Source organism: Halomonas sp. G15, assembly GCF_021282295.1.
Taxonomy (GTDB): domain Bacteria; phylum Pseudomonadota; class Gammaproteobacteria; order Pseudomonadales; family Halomonadaceae; genus Halomonas; species Halomonas alimentaria.
The window spans coordinates 1-16900 of record NZ_JAJSPA010000054.1; the positions used below are offsets into that span (position 1 = coordinate 1).

The 16900-nt window shown below is 66.8% G+C and carries 16 protein-coding genes; 7 read left to right on the forward strand and 9 right to left on the reverse strand.

The features are described 5' to 3' along the window. Positions 1-241: 241 nt before the first annotated feature. The 4 genes from puuE to uraH form a co-directional block, all read right to left on the reverse strand. The gene (gene puuE / locus LWH48_RS16835) at positions 242-1171 is read right to left on the reverse strand and encodes an allantoinase PuuE (protein WP_232913476.1); all 930 of its coding nucleotides are present in this window, start codon (positions 1169-1171) and stop codon (positions 242-244) included. A gap of 120 nt (positions 1172-1291) precedes the next feature. Continuing rightward, positions 1292-2008 (reverse strand): GntR family transcriptional regulator, encoded by a 717-nt coding sequence (locus LWH48_RS16840; RefSeq protein ID WP_232913477.1) that lies wholly within the window; start codon positions 2006-2008, stop codon positions 1292-1294. 142 nt (positions 2009-2150) lie between these two features. After that, positions 2151-3356 (reverse strand): urate hydroxylase PuuD, encoded by a 1206-nt coding sequence (locus LWH48_RS16845; RefSeq protein ID WP_232913478.1) that lies wholly within the window; start codon positions 3354-3356, stop codon positions 2151-2153. A gap of 52 nt (positions 3357-3408) precedes the next feature. Next, complete coding sequence (uraH, locus tag LWH48_RS16850; protein ID WP_161430821.1) at positions 3409-3762, reverse strand: hydroxyisourate hydrolase; 354 nt, start codon at positions 3760-3762, stop codon at positions 3409-3411. Between the two features lie 197 nt (positions 3763-3959). Between uraH and uraD the strand changes: the two genes are divergently transcribed. Next, on the forward strand, positions 3960-4493 hold the full coding sequence (gene uraD, locus LWH48_RS16855) for a 2-oxo-4-hydroxy-4-carboxy-5-ureidoimidazoline decarboxylase (protein WP_232913479.1): 534 nt from the start codon (positions 3960-3962) through the stop codon (positions 4491-4493). Between the two features lie 78 nt (positions 4494-4571). Here the strand turns inward: uraD and LWH48_RS16860 are convergent, their stop codons facing one another. Then, on the reverse strand, positions 4572-5990 hold the full coding sequence (locus LWH48_RS16860) for a uracil-xanthine permease family protein (RefSeq protein WP_232913480.1): 1419 nt from the start codon (positions 5988-5990) through the stop codon (positions 4572-4574). A 123-nt stretch (positions 5991-6113) separates the two neighbouring features. Continuing rightward, positions 6114-6965, reverse strand: a complete 852-nt coding sequence (locus LWH48_RS16865; RefSeq protein ID WP_232913481.1) for an outer membrane protein OmpK — start codon at positions 6963-6965, stop codon at positions 6114-6116. Positions 6966-7180: 215 nt separating this feature from the next. Here LWH48_RS16865 and LWH48_RS16870 point away from each other — a divergent pair, with 215 nt between their 5' ends. Then, the gene (locus LWH48_RS16870) at positions 7181-7819 is read left to right on the forward strand and encodes a phosphoribosyltransferase (RefSeq protein ID WP_232913482.1); all 639 of its coding nucleotides are present in this window, start codon (positions 7181-7183) and stop codon (positions 7817-7819) included. A gap of 74 nt (positions 7820-7893) precedes the next feature. On the opposite strand, the gene LWH48_RS16875 is transcribed toward LWH48_RS16870, so the two are convergent. Together LWH48_RS16875 and LWH48_RS16880 are read right to left on the reverse strand one after the other, a co-directional pair. Further along, the gene (locus tag LWH48_RS16875; protein ID WP_161430811.1) at positions 7894-8247 is read right to left on the reverse strand and encodes a phasin family protein; all 354 of its coding nucleotides are present in this window, start codon (positions 8245-8247) and stop codon (positions 7894-7896) included. Positions 8248-8353: 106 nt separating this feature from the next. Then, positions 8354-9061, reverse strand: a complete 708-nt coding sequence (locus LWH48_RS16880; protein WP_232913483.1) for a glutathione S-transferase family protein — start codon at positions 9059-9061, stop codon at positions 8354-8356. A 335-nt stretch (positions 9062-9396) separates the two neighbouring features. On the opposite strand from LWH48_RS16880, the gene LWH48_RS16885 reads away from it, so the two are divergent. Next, on the forward strand, positions 9397-11097 hold the full coding sequence (locus tag LWH48_RS16885) for an L-lactate permease (RefSeq protein ID WP_232913484.1): 1701 nt from the start codon (positions 9397-9399) through the stop codon (positions 11095-11097). A gap of 85 nt (positions 11098-11182) precedes the next feature. Here LWH48_RS16885 and glcC read toward each other — a convergent pair whose 3' ends face one another. Beyond that, positions 11183-11962, reverse strand: coding sequence for a transcriptional regulator GlcC (glcC, locus tag LWH48_RS16890; RefSeq protein ID WP_232913485.1), 780 nt, complete (start codon positions 11960-11962; stop codon positions 11183-11185). Between the two features lie 278 nt (positions 11963-12240). Between glcC and glcD the strand changes: the two genes are divergently transcribed. The 4 genes from glcD (at position 12241) to LWH48_RS16910 (ending at position 16639) form a co-directional block, all read left to right on the forward strand. Then, positions 12241-13746: a glycolate oxidase subunit GlcD gene (glcD, locus tag LWH48_RS16895; RefSeq protein WP_232913486.1), complete on the forward strand. Its 1506-nt coding sequence runs from the start codon at positions 12241-12243 to the stop codon at positions 13744-13746. Between the two features lie 14 nt (positions 13747-13760). Continuing rightward, on the forward strand, positions 13761-14894 hold the full coding sequence (gene glcE, locus LWH48_RS16900) for a glycolate oxidase subunit GlcE (RefSeq protein ID WP_232913487.1): 1134 nt from the start codon (positions 13761-13763) through the stop codon (positions 14892-14894). Positions 14895-14913: 19 nt separating this feature from the next. Then, on the forward strand, positions 14914-16164 hold the full coding sequence (glcF, locus tag LWH48_RS16905; RefSeq protein WP_232913488.1) for a glycolate oxidase subunit GlcF: 1251 nt from the start codon (positions 14914-14916) through the stop codon (positions 16162-16164). 73 nt (positions 16165-16237) lie between these two features. Next, complete coding sequence (locus LWH48_RS16910; protein WP_232913489.1) at positions 16238-16639, forward strand: GlcG/HbpS family heme-binding protein; 402 nt, start codon at positions 16238-16240, stop codon at positions 16637-16639. Positions 16640-16900: the final 261 nt, after the last annotated feature.

Here is a 16900-nt window from a genome sequence, read left to right on the forward strand (position 1 = left end):
CGACGCCGACACGGGTAATGTTCATGACGAGTTCTCCTCACCCTCAGGCTGGTTGGTGTTCCCGCCCACCAGTGTGGCGCAATGACGCCGATATAGGGTGGGGAGGACTCCATCCCATTGCTACCGATGCCATCCCTGGCATAGGACCCCCTCCAGACCTGTCCCCGGCGCCTCTCGCTTCGGGAAGCGGCAGTTCAAAGATGTTCGCCAGAATGCCGCGCATCCGGACGAGTGATATGACTCAGCGCCCCGGCGCCGGATGATGCTCCGCCCAGTGTCGGGCGATATCCACGCGGCGCGCCACCCAGACCCGGTCGTGGGCCTCGATATGGTCGAGGAAGCGCTGCAGGGCGCGGAAGCGGCCGGGGCGCCCCAGCAGGCGGCAGTGCATGCCGATGGAGAGCATCTTGGGCGACTCCTCTCCTTCCTCGTAGAGCACGTCGAAGGCGTCGCGCAGGTAGGTGAAGAAGTGGTCGGCGGTGTTGAAGCCCTGGGGCGCGGCAAAGCGCATGTCGTTGGTGTCCAGGGTGTAGGGCACCACCAGGTGGTCGTGCTCGACACCCTGGCTGTCCTTCTCGCGGGTCCAGAACGGCAGGTCGTCGCCGTAGTAGTCGCTGTCGTAGAGGAAGCCGCCCTCGTCGAGTACCAGACGACGGGTGTTGGGGCTATCGCGGCCGGTGTACCAGCCCAGCGGCTTCTGCCCGTAGAGGCGCTGGAATATCGCCATCGCCTTCTGCAGATGCTCGCGCTCGACGTGCTCGGGCACCTCCTGGTAGTGGATCCAGCGATAGCCGTGGCAGGCGATTTCATGGCCCAGCTCCTTGAAGGCGTGGGCCACCTCGGGATGGCGCTCCAGCGCCATGGCCACGCCGAACACGGTGAGCGGCAGGCCGCGGCGCTCGAACTCGCGCAGGATGCGCCATACCCCCGCCCGGGACCCGTACTCGTAGATCGACTCCATGCTCAGGTGGCGATCCGGGTAGCTGGCCGCGCCGATGATCTCGGAGAGGAACTGCTCGGAGCCCTCATCCCCATGGAGCACGCAGTTCTCGCCGCCCTCCTCGTAGTTGAGCACGAACTGCACGGCGATCCGGGCGTTGCCGGGCCAGTTGGCGTGGGGCGGGGTGCGACCGTAGCCGATCAGGTCACGGGGATAGGAGGAAGCGCTCATTCCATCACCTTGTTGTTACTGGGATGACGACACTGACACCAATGCCAAGCCATTTTTGTATACAGAAAGAAATGTACTCCTGCCGCTTCGGCGGCGCAAGCCCGCCGCTGCCCACGGGTGTCAAACGTGGAAGATACGATGCAGGTCCGGTGTCTCCTGCTCCTCCTCGACAATCGCCAGGGTGGCCTCCACGGCGCGCAGGTGCTCGTCCATACGCTCGGCGGCCTCCTCGCCCCTGCCCTTCTCCAGCAGCGCGATCAGCGCATCGTGGTCATGGGTCTCGCACCCCAGGTGGCCAGGCATCCCGTAGACCGCCAGGATCAGCGAGGAGCGGAAGCAGAGTCGCTCGACGAAGTCGGCCAGGGTGGCATTGCCGGCCAGGCGTGCCAGGCGGGTGTGGAAGTCCGCCGAATGGCGGATCGCCGCGCTGTGATCGTCCTCTCTCAGCGCCTGCTGCTCGCGGGCGGAGAGCTCTCGCAGCGACTGGGCACCCTGCGCATCGATACGCCTTGCCACCTCGGGCATCAGCCCGCACTCGACCATCTGGCGGGCATCGAAGACTTCCCGGGCTTCCTCGGCGGTGGGCCGGGTGACGCTGGCGCCACGCCGTGGGGTAAGGGTGACCAGCTGCTCCAGCGCCAGGCGCTGGAGGATCTTGCGGATGCCGGTGCGGCTGACCCCGAACACCTCCGCCAGGGCATCCTCGCGCAGGCGTGCGCCGGGCTTGAGGCGATGCTCGATGATGGCGTCGCTGATCGCCCGGTGGATCGCCTCGTGGCGCTCGGCGCCGTCGCCGTTCTTGCCGCGGCGGCTGGGGACCTCCTGACGCTGGTTCATGTGGCTGGCTCCCTGTGGTTGGCTGTCCTCATTGTATACGCGACGCCCGTGAAATCATGCCCCCGACCCGAGACAAGGCCCGAAACAAGAGGACCCGCCACGTAGGCGGGTCAAGGGAGTCATCATGCAAGAGACTCAGGGATCATTCCGACCAGGCGGCGATGGCCTCTCGCTCCTCGTCGGTCATGCCGGTCATGTTGCCCAGCGGCATATAGCCGCTGGCCACCACCTCACGAATCTTGTCTCGCTGCTGCAGGATCTGCTCATGGGTATCGTAGGCAAGCCCTGCGGGGGGGGCATTGAAGCCAGGTTGACTAGGTTCGCTGGCGTGGCAGGCCACACATCGAGTCTCGATGATCGGCTGCACCTCGGCCATGCCCACGGAAACCGATGCCTGGGCCTGGCCGGCGTTGCCACCGACGCTCGGCATGGCGACCCAGAAGGCCACGGCGATCAGGGCGGTGCCGGCCACCGGGTAGGCGGGTTGTATCTTGCCGGCGTGCATCAGCACGAAGAACTGACGGATCAGGGCGCCACCGAAGATGAACAGCGACATGATCACCCAGGCGTAGTCATGGGAGTAGGCGAACGAGTAGTGGTTGCTGATCATCAGCAGCACCACCGGCAGGGTGAAGTAGGTGTTGTGCACCGAGCGCTGCTTGCCGCGCTTGCCGTCCAGCGGATTGGGGGCCTCGCCCGCCTTCATCGCCTTCACCATGCGGCGCTGCCCCGGGATGATCCAGAAGAAGACGTTGGCCGACATGGCGGTGGCCATCACCGCACCGGTGAGCAGGAAGGCCGCGCGGCCTGAGAAGATCTGGGTGCTCAGGTAGGAGACCACCACCATCATCACCGCCACCGCGATGCTGAGCACGCCATCACGGGTCATGTTGGGGCTGATGCGCTTGCACAGCTCGTTGTAGACCACCCAGCCGCCGAGCAGGAACAGCAGCGCCACCACGTTGGCCTGCCAGCCGCTCATGTTGGCGGCCCACGCCCAGCTGGCATTGGGGTTGACCAGGTAGAAGCTGGGGTTGGCCATGTAGAGCAGGATGAACAGCGCAAAGCCCGACAGCCAGGTGGTGTAGGCCTTCCAGAACGACCAGTGCAGGTCCTCGGGCAGCTTGGCCGGGGCTGTGGCGTACTTCTGGTTGTGGTAGAAGCCGCCGCCGTGCACCGCCCACATCTCGCCGAACACGCCCTTGTCGCGGTCCTCGGCGGCCTTGGGCGTGCGCAGGCCGTTGTCCAGCATCACAAAGTAGATGGATTCACCGATCCAGGCGATGGCCGCGATGACGTGCAGCCAGCGCAGCATGAAGTTTCCGAAATCCAGCAGATAGGCTTGCATAGGGGGGCCTCGTCTAGCGTCTTGTTATGGGCATCTCGGCGGGGGAAGCCCCTCAGCTTCCGCGGTAGGTGGAGTAGCCATAGGGCGAGAGCAGCAGCGGCACATGGTAGTGCGCGCCGGCATCGGCCACGCCGAAGCGCAGCGGGATCACGTCCAGGAAACGCGGCTCCTCGGCCTCGACACCCTGGGCACGCAGGTAGTCCCCGGCATGGAAGACCAGCTCGTACTGGCCGGCAGCGAACGCCTCGCCCTCGAGGATCGGCGCGTCACAGCGCCCGTCATCGTTGGTTACCACCTCCTTCAGGCGGGTGCGCTGCTCGCCCTCCAGGCGATAGACCTCGATGCGGATGCCCTCTCCCGGGCGACCCTGAGCAGTGTCGAGTACGTGGGTGGTCAGGCGTCCCATGGTGGTGCTCCTCGTGTCGTGTTGTGGATTGTCGTGATGGAACCGGGTTTCGCTTGTCGGTGCAGGTGCCCGAGGCTACCCTCACTCTGTGAAAACAGTTTTAGACATTTTTGCGGTACATTTCAAAACATTTTTTGTATACATTTATTCGAAGCATTCGCCAGAACTACCCGACCACCCCCTGAAGGAGCATGAGCATGAGCGACAGAACCCTGAGCCCGCGACCCAGCCAGCTGGACAAGGCCGCCTTCGTGGCCGCCTACGGCGAGATCTATGAGCACTCCCCCTGGGTCGCCGAACTGACCTGGGAGAAGGCTCTCACGACGGCACAGGACACTCCCGAGGGACTCGCCGAAGCGATGGGCGAGGTACTCGCTTCCGCCCCCGCCGAGCGCCAGCTGGAGGTGATCCGTGCCCACCCGGACCTGGCCGGCAAGGCAGCGGTGGCCGGCGAGCTCACCGACGACTCCACCCGCGAGCAGGCCGGCGCCGGCCTCGACCAGTGCTCCCCGGAGGAGATGGCCCGCTTCGAACGGCTCAACGCCGCCTACAAGGCGAAGTTCGGCTTCCCCTTCGTGATGGCGGTGAAGGGCAGCGACCGCTACGCCATCCTCGACGCCTTCGAGACACGCCTGGAGAACGACCCCGCCGAGGAGCGCCGCACGGCGGTGGAGCAGATCAACCGAATCGCCCGCTTTCGCCTGGAGGCCAGGGCCGACGCCGGGAAGTGACATCAACAGGGGGGCACACCTGCCCCCATATCCCATGAGCGGGGCGCCGGAGAACCGGCGCCCCGCTTGTCGTTGGAGTCATGAAAGCTGGCGTCGTCCGCCGGGGACCGGCTGGGCATCCGGGGCCTGGCCCGCGGCCTCGGCGTCGGCACGGGCGATCTCATCGCGCTCGCGTCGTTCGTCGGCCAGGGAGCGATGCGGCAGCACCAGGTTGAGCACGAAGGAGGTGATCGCCGCCACCACGATGGGCGCGCCGCCGATGACGTTTTGCAGCATCTCGGGGAACTGCGCGATGGCCGATGGCACCTGGGAGATGCCCAGCGCCAGGGCCAGGGAGAGGCCGACGATGGTCACGTTGCGGGCCGAGAGCTCGTCCTTGATGAGCAGCTGGATGCCGGTCATGGTGATCATCCCGAACACCGTGATGGTGGCACCGCCCAGCACCGGGTAGGGAATGGTGGTCATGATGGCGCTGAACTTGGGACTCAGCCCGGCCAGCACCATGAACACACCGGCGATGGCCAGCACCGAGCGGCTGATCACCTTGGTCATGGCCACGATGCCCACGTTCTGGCTGAAGGTGGAGGTGGGCAGCGCCGCGAACAGCGCGCTCACCGCGGTAGTCAGGCCGTTGCCGAGCAGGCCACCGGTGAGCTCGCGGGTCTTCAGCTCACGATTCATGCCCGCCACGCTGGTGGCGGAGAGGTCGCCGATGGTCTGCACCGAGTTGATCACGCAGATCACCACCATGGAGACGATCGCCGCGGAGTGGAACTCCAGCTCGAAAGGCATAAACCGCGGCACCGCCAGCCAGCTCGCCTCGGCCACCGAACTGAAGTCGACCATACCCATCGGCAGGGCCACCGCGTAGCCGACCAGGATACCGACGATGATCGCCGAGAGGCGCACCACGCCGCGCCCGAACTGGGAGGCGCCGAGTACTGCCAGCAGGGTGATGATACCCACCATCCAGTTGGCCAGGTCGCCGAAGCCCTCGGCATTGACGTTGCCACTACCCGCCATGTAGCGGATGGCGATGTCGTAGAGCGAGAGGCCGATCACCAGCACCACGGTGCCCGCCACGATGGGCGGAAAGAGGTGGCGGATATATTGGATGAAGTAGCCGACCACCATCATGGTGATGCCTCCGATCAGCTGGGCACCGAGGATCCCCTCGATGCCGAACTGCCCGCCCACGGCGATCAGAGTCGGCACATAGGCGAAGCCGACGCCGAAGATGGCCGGCAGGCGCGCGCCAAACTTCCAGACACCATAGAGGTGGAACAGGGTGCACACGCCCGAGGCGAGCACCGCCACCTGGATCAGCAGCAGCTTCTCCTGGGGCGTCGAGCCGACCACACCGGCGATGATGATGGGGGGCGTGATCACGCCGGCGATCATCGCCAGCACGTGCTGCAACGAGATGGGCAGGGCCTTGTAGACCGGCGGCCGCCCGTCGAAATCGAACAGCGAGGTGTTGCGAGTCTTGTTTTTCATGATGGGGCTATCCGGGGGCTGTTATTGTCCGTCGTCCATGGATACCGCATGTCGACATCGATGACCATTAATCTGTCGTCGATTAAATATAAAGTTGTATACATCAATGTCGTCTGACAGCGTTCAGAAGTGCCACTCGAGCTGCAGGGTCGGCGCGTCGGTGTCCACGCCGGGCTTGCCGTGGTTACCGAACTTGTTGCGCCAGTACTCGTAGCCGACACCGGCCCACAACTGGTTCTCCCCGCCCCAGGCCAGCTGGCCCACATCGAGCATCAGCGAGGTGCGCATCAGCTGCTCGGGCTCGGTGTCGATGCCCTGATAGTCCTCGCCCTTCTCGCCGTTGTAGTTGTAGAACCCCTGGAACTTGAGCGCCGCGGCGCCGACCTCAAAGGGCAGCCCCCAGGCCAGGTTGAGCTGGTAGTAGGGGTCGAACTCGATCTCGTTGACGTCGCAGAAGCCCGCCCCGCAGTGGTTCCACTCGTGAGCATAGAAGAGGCTGAGGTCGACGAAGCCCTGGGGTACGTCGAACTTGAGCGTGGGCCCCGCCACCAGCAGGCGCTTACGGGGCGCGAACGCGGTGTTCTTGGTGTTGAGGTCGAAGCCGCCGGTCAGCGCCACCTCCTTGACCGGTCCGAACGCCATCGGCTCGCCGGTCAGCTTGCCGAGGTGCAACTGGTGACGGTAGGTCAGGTAGGCCTCGGTGGCGCCGGTATCTCCGCCGCTGGCCGGGTCGGCGCTGTCCGACTGCAGCAGGTCCAGGTTGAGGAAGTTCTGGCCCAGCGAGTAGCCGCTCACATGGGTGAACTGCAACACGTGCTTTTCGACATCCCGTGAATTACCGGGCTCGGTGAACTGGGTGCCGTAGCGGTAGCCGAGGAAGGTGTCGCTCCAGGTCGCCGCCTGGGCGCTGCCGGTGACCAGGCCGCCGAGCAGCAGGACGGCGCCAAGGCACCGCTTGGGGGTGGGCTCTTGCATGGAAGAGATCTCCGCTTGTTGTGTTTATTGGATACAAGCGAGCGGACTCGCTGTGTACACAATAGCCCAACAAAACGGATTCGGAAAACCCTTCCATTTTCTTTATCCACTCGACAGGCGGCTCACACCGCCCCGCGAGGCGTCGATCGCCGAGGCGTCGAGAAGAAACGCTCGCTCTTCTAGACTGACGGGAGGAAGGCCCGAAGGAGGTTCCCATGTTCCGCAACCGTCATGACGCGGCCGAACGCCTGGCCGAACGCCTCGGCCACCTCAAGGGAGAACACCCGCTGGTGCTGGCCATTCCCCGCGGCGGGGTACCCATGGGCCGGATCATCGCCGACACCCTCGGGGGCGAGCTGGATGTGGTGCTGGTGCGAAAGGTCGGTGCCCCCGGCAACCCGGAGTACGCCATCGGCGCGGTAAGCGAGGATGGCAGCGTGCACCTGGAGGAGGCGGCACGCGGCTGCCGGGAGGCGTGGCTGGCCGGGGAGGTCGAGCGTCAGCGGGAACTGATCGCCGAGCGCCGCCGACGCTACACCCCGGTGCGCTCACCGGTCGACCCGGCCGGGCGCATCGTGGTGGTGGTGGACGACGGCAGCGCCACCGGGGCGACCATGGCCGCGGCACTGGCCACATTGCGCCAGCGCGGGCCCGCACGCCTGGTCGCCGCGCTGGGGGTGGCCCCATCGGACACCCTGGCACGCCTGGAGACGCTGGCCGACGAGGTAGTGTGCGGCGAGGTGCCCGAGCGCTTCGGTTCCGTGGGCCGGTTCTTCGCCGACTTCGATCAGGTCAGCGACGACGAGGTAGTCGCGCTACTCGCGTCCGGCCACGGCGGTCACCCGTCCCGCTAGCGCCCCACCGGTGCCACAACGACAGCGGGCCACCCCGAGGGGCGGCCCGCTATCACAGCCTAAGAGGATGCGGCTTACTTGCTGCCGACGGCCTTCAGGCTCTCCTCGACCAGCTTCTGACCCTTCTGCAGGTAGTCCTGATTGAGGGTGGAGAGCTTCTCGACGTCGGCCTTGACGTGGTCACCGAGGTCCTGGGCGGCCTTCTGCTGGCCTTCAAAGGCCTGCTTGAAGCCATCGGCATCGCGAACCGCGATCCAGGTGCGGGCCTGGGCCAGGCTCAGATCGCTGTAGCGACGCGCGGCGTCGAGCTGCGCACCGACGAGCTTCTCGGTGTACTCGAGGGCCAGCGAGCCATAGGCACGGGCCGGCTCGACGAAGAGCCCTTCAAACTGTTCGGTCGCTTTCTGCTGGGTAGCCTTGGTGGTCATGGAACACCTCCGTCTCTGGGGCCGAACAGGACGAAATGCCCTGTGTTGCAATGCAACATAGCAGGCACTTTTGTGCATTGCAACATCGTTTTTGCCGGCCAGCCCCTCAGCGGTAGGCCCCCTCCACGTCGGTGATGCGCATCGCCTTGCGCCCCAGACCACCATAGAGGTCCAACATGCGCTCTAGCCAGGCGTGGACCGGGTCGACGTTGGAGACCAGGTCGGCGCTGGAGACGCAGCGGGCCCACATGAAGCAGCCGAAGACCAGGTAGTCGGCACCGGCCGGGGCGTCACCGTCCAGGAACGCCGCCTCCTTGAGCCGGCCGCGCAGCGGCTCGAGGCCGGCATCCAGCTGGGAGAGCCCCTTAGACGGCGAGTGGAACTCCTCCAGGGTGCGGCCGAAGCGCTTCTCCCTGCTCTCGCGGAAATAGACCCGGTCGTCGGGATGGATGGCGTTGAACAGGTCCATGATGATGGTGCGCATGATGGCCGGCTGCAGGGTGCGCTCGGCATAGTGGCGCAGGAAGCGCGCGCGCCCCTCGGCCAGGTCGTCGCCCAGCAGTGGCGCCTCGGGGTAGGCACGATCCAGGTAGCGCAGGATCTCGTAGCTGTCGGTGACCACCGTCTCGCCGTCCACCAGCACCGGCACCTTGTCATGGTCCGCAAAGGCCAGTGCCGCCTTGTCGGTGAAACGCCAGGGGCGGGTCTCCACCTCCAGCCCCTTGTGGGCCAGGGCGTAGCGCACGCGCCAGCAGTAGGGCGAGAAGCGCAGCCCCTCGTCGACGCCACACAGGTCATAGAGCACTCGTGTCATGCCATCTCCTCGTTCGCGTAACCGTCAGGGTGATACCGATGCAGTCTGGCAGCGATTGCCATGGCCGCCAATAGCGGTCACCGTTTGTCCATTAGTCTAACAATTATCATCGCGCGCCCCCCTCTGTCCCGCCGACACCACGACTTTTCTCCTGATCTGACAAATGGTTAGGATTTATATCAGCACTCCCGCCAGCTCATCACAATTTGGTCATACCAATTTCCCAACTATGGAAAGCACACCGATCAGGCCTTAAGGTCCCGCTGACCAACTCACCCGGCCGGCTCACCGCCGGTTGGACACCACACTGACAGCTGATCGAGGTAACCTGCCCCATGAATGACACCCTCCTTGCACTGCTGGCCTTCGTGCCCCTGGTGCTGGCCGGTGTGCTGCTGATCGGTCTGCGCATGGCAGCCAGGACTGCCATGCCGATCGTGTTCGTGGTCACCGCCATCATTGGCCTGTTCGCCTGGGAGATGAGCGCCACCCGCGTCATGGCCTCGACCCTCCAGGGCCTGATCCTCACCGTCTCGATCCTGTGGATCATCTTCGGCGCCATCCTGCTGCTCAATACCCTCAAGCACTCCGGCGGCATCAAGGCGATACGCAACGGCTTCTCCGGCATCAGCCCGGACCGCCGCGTGCAGGCCATCATCGTTGCCTGGCTGTTCGGCTGCTTCATCGAGGGCGCCTCGGGCTTCGGCACCCCCGCCGCCGTCGCCGCCCCGCTGATGGTGGCGCTGGGCTTCCCCGCGCTCGCCGCCGTGGTGGTGGGCATGATGATCCAGTCCACCCCGGTCTCCTTCGGTGCGGTCGGCACGCCCATCGTGGTAGGTGTCACCGGCGGTCTCGACCGCGCCGGCATCACCGAGACCCTGGAGGCCGGCGGCGCGAGCTGGATGGAGTACTTCCGCCTGATCGCCGGTGAGGTTGCCGTCATCCACGGCATCGTCGGCATCCTGATGCCGCTGATCATGGTGGTGATCATGGTGCGTTTCTTCGGCGCCAACCGCTCCTGGAAGGAGGGTCTCTCCATCGCCCCCTTCGCGATCTTCGCCGGCATCAGCTTCGTGGTGCCCTACATGCTGGCCGGCGTGCTGCTGGGGCCGGAGTTCCCGTCGATGATCGGCGCCATGGTCGGCCTGGCCATCGTCGTCCCGGCGGCCCGCCGCGGCTTCCTGATTCCCAAGGACAGCTGGGACTTCCCCGAGTCCTCTTCCTGGCCCGACCAGTGGATCGGCAAGCTCGAGATCAAGCTGGACGACGTCACCGGCAAGGCACCGATCTCCACCCTGATGGGCTGGGTCCCCTACGTGCTGCTGGCGGTGATCCTGGTCGCCTCGCGCACCATCGAGCCGTTCAAGAATGCGCTGACCTCCTTCGCCTTCGGCTGGAGCGACATCCTGGGTGAAGCCGGCATCTCCGGCAGCATCCAGCCGCTCTACCTGCCCGGCGGTATCCTGCTGATGGTGGTACTGCTCACCGCCCTGCTCCACCGCATGCGCCTGGGTGAGCTCAAGGCGGCCTTCGGCGAGTCCACCCGCACCATCTTCGGCGCCGGCTTCGTGCTGATCTTCACCATTCCCATGGTGCGGATCCTGATCAACTCCGGCGTCAATGCCGCCGACCTGGTCTCCATGCCGGTGGCCATGGCACAGCTGGTGGCCGACAGCGTGGGCGGTGTCTATCCGTTCTTCGCCCCGGCCGTGGGTGCCCTGGGGGCCTTCATCGCAGGCTCCAACACCGTCTCCAACCTGATGCTGTCCGACTTCCAGTTCAATGTCGCCCAGCAGCTCGGCCTCTCTACCGCCTTCATGGTGGCGCTGCAGGCCGTGGGGGCCGCGGCGGGCAACATGATCGCCATCCACAACGTGGTGGCAGCCTCGGCCACCGTGGGCCTGCTCGGTCGCGAGGGCGAGACCATCCGCAAGACGATCCTGCCGACGATCTACTACCTCGTCGCCACCGGGATCATCGCGCTGGTGGCCTTCTATGTGCTGGGCATCAGCGACCCGCTGCTCGGCCTCGGCTGATCGGGACACGCCCGTTGCGAAACACATCGCCCCCGGCATGGCCGGGGGCGCTTGCGTTTCTGCGGCGCCAGGCTCGGTCGCCGGACTACTCCCACCCCTCCAGCCGCATCGCCGAGCGCTCCAGGCGTTCATCCTCGGCCTCGATCTCGCGCAGCGCCTCGCCGAGGCCGTTGAGGTGCTCCAGCGCTACGCGCTGGGCCAGCTGCGGCTTGCCCTTGACCACGGCGTCGTGAAGCCTGGCGTGCTGGCGATTGATCATCTCCCGGGGCTCCGGGCGGTGGTAGAGGTTCTTCACCGAGGCGAACACCGAGCTCAGCAGCAGGTCGGTGAGGCTCTGCAGGGTATGCACCAGCACCGGGTTGTGGGAGGCCTGGGAGATAGCCAGGTGGAAGGCGTGGTCGAGGCGCGCCAGGCGCTCGACGTCGATGGGGTCGGCGCTTGCCACGTAGTCGGCCATCTCGCGATAGCGCCGCGTGATCAGCACCCGGTCCGCCGGATTGCCGCGGCTGGCGGCCAGCCGCGCCGACTCGCCCTCGAGCAGGGCACGCACCTCGAGCAGATCGAACAGGGTGCGCGGGTGGTCACGGAAGAGGTGCATCAACGGGCTCTGCTCCCGGGCCGGCAGCAGCGAGGCCACCGTGGAGCCTCTTCCCTGCCGGGTCTCGATGATGCCCTTGCTGCGCAGGATGCGCAGGCCCTCGCGCAACGAGGCGCGCGATACCCCCAGCCGTTCGCACAGCCGCCGCTCCGAGGGCAGCAGCTGCCCGGTGCGAAAGATACCGTCCAGTATCAGCCGCTCGAGGCGAGCGGCGACCCCTTCCGGGGTACGCTGGCCGCTGAAGGATTCATCGGGGGTCGACAACATGGGCACCTCCATCTGGCTGGCCGCCGATATCATGGGCCCGGCCGCCATGGCGAGGACGGCGGCGGACGGTTAGGCTGGGAGTGTACATTGGAAAAGCCTTCCATATAGCAGGTACACCAGTAGACCAATGGCTGGTCTGACCAGTGCACCACAGGCTGGACAGTACCACCAGCGTTGCCACGATAATGTAACAAGTGATGAGTGCCGAGAGACGCGCCACGGACGCGAGAGCCGCCATCCCGGCCATTCCGCCCTGACGAGACGCATGGGGAGCCACGATGAACACCCAGTACGACGCCCGGCTCGACGGCGAGCCACCCCGCATTGCCCAGGCCGAGGTCCTCGCCGACCTGCGCCAGGCACTGCCCGGCATGACCCTGCTGCATCGCGAGGAGGACCTGCGCCCCTTCGAGTGCGACGGACTCTCCGCCTATCGCGCCCTGCCGATGCTGGTCGCGCTACCCGAGACCCTCGAGCAGGTCGAGACCCTGCTCAAGCGCTGCCACGCCCTGGGCGTGCCGGTGGTCACCCGCGGCGCCGGCACCGGCCTCTCCGGTGGCGCCATGCCGCTGGAGCACGGCGTGCTGCTGGTGCTGTCGCGCTTCAACCGCATACTCGAGATCGACCCCGACGCGCGCACCGCCCGGGTCCAGCCCGGCGTGCGCAACCTGGCGATCTCCGAGGCGGCCGCCCCCCACGGGCTCTACTACGCCCCGGACCCCTCCTCCCAGATCGCCTGCTCCATCGGCGGCAACGTCGCCGAGAACGCCGGCGGGGTGCACTGCCTCAAGTACGGCCTCACCGTGCATAACGTCATCAAGGTCGAGGTGCTGACCATCGAGGGCGAGCACATGACCCTGGGAGCGGACGCCCTGGACGCCCCGGGTTTCGACCTGCTGGCGCTGTTCAACGGCTCCGAGGGGATGCTCGGGGTGGTCACCGAGATCACCGTCAAGCTGCTGCCCAAGCCCGAGACCGCCAAGGTGCTGATGGCCAGCTTCGATGATATCGAGAAGGCCGGCGACGCCGTGGGTGCCATCATCGCCGCCGGCATCATCCCCGGGGGCCTGGAGATGATGGACAATCTGGCGATCCGTGCCGCCGAGGACTTCATCGGCGCCGGTTACCCGGTAGAGGCTGAGGCGATCCTGCTCTGCGAGCTGGACGGCGTGGAGGCCGACGTCGACGACGACTGCGCCACCGTGCGCCGCGTGCTGGAGCAGGCCGGCGCCACCGACATCCAGCAGGCCCGCGACGAGGCCGAGCGAGCGCTGTTCTGGGCCGGGCGCAAGAACGCCTTCCCGGCGGTGGGCCGCATGTCTCCGGACTACTACTGCATGGATGGCACCATCCCTCGCCGCGAGCTGGCCCGGGTGCTCAAGGGCATCGGCGACCTCGGCGAGGAGTACGGCCTGCGCGTCGCCAACGTCTTCCATGCCGGCGACGGCAACATGCACCCCCTGATCCTCTTCGATGCCAACCAGCCCGGCGAATTCGAGCGCGCCGAGGAACTGGGCAGCCGCATCCTCGAGTTGTGCGTGGAGGTGGGTGGCACCATCACCGGGGAGCACGGGGTGGGCCGCGAGAAGATCCACCAGATGTGCGTTCAGTTCAGCCCCGGCGAGCTGGTCACCTTCCGCGCCGCCAAGGCGGCCTTCGACCCGGATGGCCTGCTCAACCCCGGCAAGAACATTCCCACGCCGGCGCGCTGCTCCGAGTTCCGCCTGACCAAGAGTGCCGGTGACGCCCCCGCCCCGACCCGGGCCCCCGAGAGCCAAGGCTGAGAGAGTTCGACGACATGGTGACCACACCCGATATTCCGAGCCGCGACGTTGTGAACCACGATGCCAGCGAGGCGCTGGCCGATCGCATCCGCCGCGCCGAGGCCGAGGGCACCCCGCTGCGCCTCGTCGGCGGCGACACCAAGGCCTTCTATGGTCGCAAGGTTCAGGGCCGCACCGGCGAGGCCGAGACCCTCTCCACCCGCGAGCACCGCGGCATCACCGAGTACGACCCGGTGGAGCTGATCGTCTCGGTGCGCGCCGGCACCCCGCTGCGTGAACTGGAGGCCGCCCTGGCGGCCAACGGGCAGATGCTGCCCTGCGAGCCTCCCCACTTCGGCGACGACGCCACGGTGGGCGGCATGATCGCCACCGGCCTCTCCGGCCCGCGCCGGCCCTGGGCCGGCAGCGTGCGCGACTTCGTGCTGGGTACCCGCATCATCATGCGCCAGGGCAGCGAGCAGCGCTTCGGCGGCCAGGTGATGAAGAACGTCGCCGGCTACGACCTCTCGCGCCTGATGGTGGGCGCCCAGGGCACCCTGGGGCTGATCACCGAGGTCTCCATGAAGGTGCTGCCGCTGCCCGGCGCCAGCCGCAGCCTGCACCTCGACATGCCGCTGGCCGATGCCCTGGACAAGCTCGCCGAATGGGGCCGCCAGCCGCTGCCGATCACCGCTGCCGCCTGGCTTGAAGGAGCCCTGCACCTGCGCCTGGAGGGCGGCCCCAGCTCGGTGGCCGCCACCGCCGAGCGCCTGGGCGGCGACGAGTTGCTCGACGGATTCTGGGAGGCCCTGCGCGAGCAGCGGCTGGACTTCTTCGCCGCCGAGGACCCGCGCGCGTTGTGGCGGCTCTCGCTGCCCCACCACACCCCGGTGCTCGAGGTACCCGGCGTCACCGCCGAGACCGACGTGCTCTACGACTGGGCCGGCTGCCAGCGCTGGGTGCGCAGCGACGCCGACGCCGAGGCGATCCGTGCGGTGGCGCGCCGGGCCGGAGGCCACGCCACCTGCTGGCGAGGCGCCGGCGGCAAGGCGGTGGACGAACCCTTCACCCCGCTCGACCCGGTGGTCGAGAAGTACCACCGCAACCTCAAGACCCAGCTGGACCCCAAGGGGATCTTCAACCCGGGCCGGCTCTACGCGGCATTCTGAGACACGGGGAGACGCCACCATGCAGACGCACTTCACCGCGGAAGACCTCCAGAAGCCGCATATCCGCGAGGCAGATCGGGTGCTGCGCACCTGCGTGCACTGCGGCTTCTGCAACGCTACCTGCCCCACCTACCAGCTGCTGGGGGACGAGCGCGACGGCCCGCGCGGGCGCATCTACCTGATCAAGGAGATGCTCGAGGCCCCCGAGGGCAGCGACAAGGTGACCGAGGAGACCCGGCTCCACCTCGACCGCTGCCTCACCTGCCTCAACTGCGAGACCACCTGCCCCTCGGGGGTGGAGTACCACAAGCTGATCAATATCGGCCGCGCCGAGGTCGAGCGCCGGGTGCCGCGCAAGGCGTCGGAGCGCGCACTGCGCTATGGCCTGCGCAAGGCGCTGGTGGAGCCGAAGCGCTTCCGGGCGCTGCTCAAGCTGGGCCTCACCTTCAGGCCGCTGGTGCCGGGCGTGCTCAGGGACAAGATGCCTCCCGCCCCGGTGGATGCCGGAAAGCGCCCCGAAGGCAGGCAACATGCCCGCCAGATGCTGATCCTGGAGGGCTGCGTGCAGCCGGGGCTCTCGCCCAACACCAACGCCGCCACCGCCCGGGTGCTGGATCGCCTCGGCATCGGGCTGACTCCGGTGGCCGAGGCCGGCTGCTGCGGCGCCATCGACTTCCACCTCAACGCCCAGGACGAGGGGCGCGCCCGGGCGCGAGCCAACATCGACGCCTGGTGGCCGCAGATCGAGGCCGGCGCCGAGGCGATCGTGCAGACCGCCAGCGGCTGCGGTGCCTTCGTCAAGGAGTATGCCGAGATCCTCGCCGACGACCCCGACTACGCCGACAAGGCCGCCCGGGTGAGCGAGCTGGCGAAGGACCTGGTCGAGGTGCTCCGCGACGAGGCCCTGGACGACCTCGAGGTGAAACAGGGCCGCCGGCTAGCCTTCCACTGCCCCTGCACCCTGCAGCACGCCCAGAAGCTCGGCGGCGCCGTGGAGGGCGTGCTGACCCGGCTCGGCTTCGCGCTGACCCCGGTGGCCGACGCCCACCTCTGCTGCGGCTCGGCAGGCACCTACTCCATCACCCAGCCGGAGCTCTCGAAGCAGCTGCGCGACAACAAGCTCGACAACCTGGAGGCCGGCGGCCCAGAGGTGATCGTGACGGCCAATATCGGCTGCCAGACCCATCTCAATGGTGCCAACCGCACGACGGTGCGCCACTGGATCGAAATCGTGGACGAGGCCCTTGCCCCGGCCACTAGCGACTCGTAGCTCGAAGCTCGAAGCTCGAAGCTCGAAGCTCGAAGCTCGAAGCTCGAAGCCAATATCAACCCAGGAGACCATCATGAAGACCAAGCCAGCCCTGACCCTGACCGACGTCAACGCCATCCTCGATGCCGCCCAGAAGGAAGCCGAGGCCAACGGCTGGGGCGTAACCATCGCCGTCGCCGATGACGGCGGCCACCTGCTCGGCCTGCGCCGCCTGGACAGCGCCCCGCCCTTCAGCGCCGAGGTGGCCGCCCAGAAGGCCCGCAACGCCGCCATCGGCCGCCGCGAGACCCAGGCCTTCGAGGAGATGATCAACGGTGGGCGTACCGCCTTCGTCACCGCACCCATGCAGTCGCTGCTCGCCGGCGGCGTGCCGGTGCTGGTAGAGGGTGAGGTCGCCGGCAGCATCGGCATCTCCGGCGTCAAGCCCGACCAGGACGTGCAGATCGCCAAGGCCGGCGTCGCCGCCATCGACTGACCAACCTGCCGAGGGTTCAGCCTCTGATAACGCTAACGGCGATAGCCCTGAGAGCGCAGCTGGTCACCTTGAACAAGGATCCGCCGCATTCTGCGATTCCATTCACGGAATGAATCGTCGGAGGGTTCAACTAAGGAAACACTGCATAAATCCCGCCACAGCTGCCTGACAGCAGTCGGCGGGGTAAAATCTGGCTACCCTGTCACCACCTGACCGAGCCATCCGATGAAGCAGATCTCTTTCGCCCAGGCTGAGCACCAG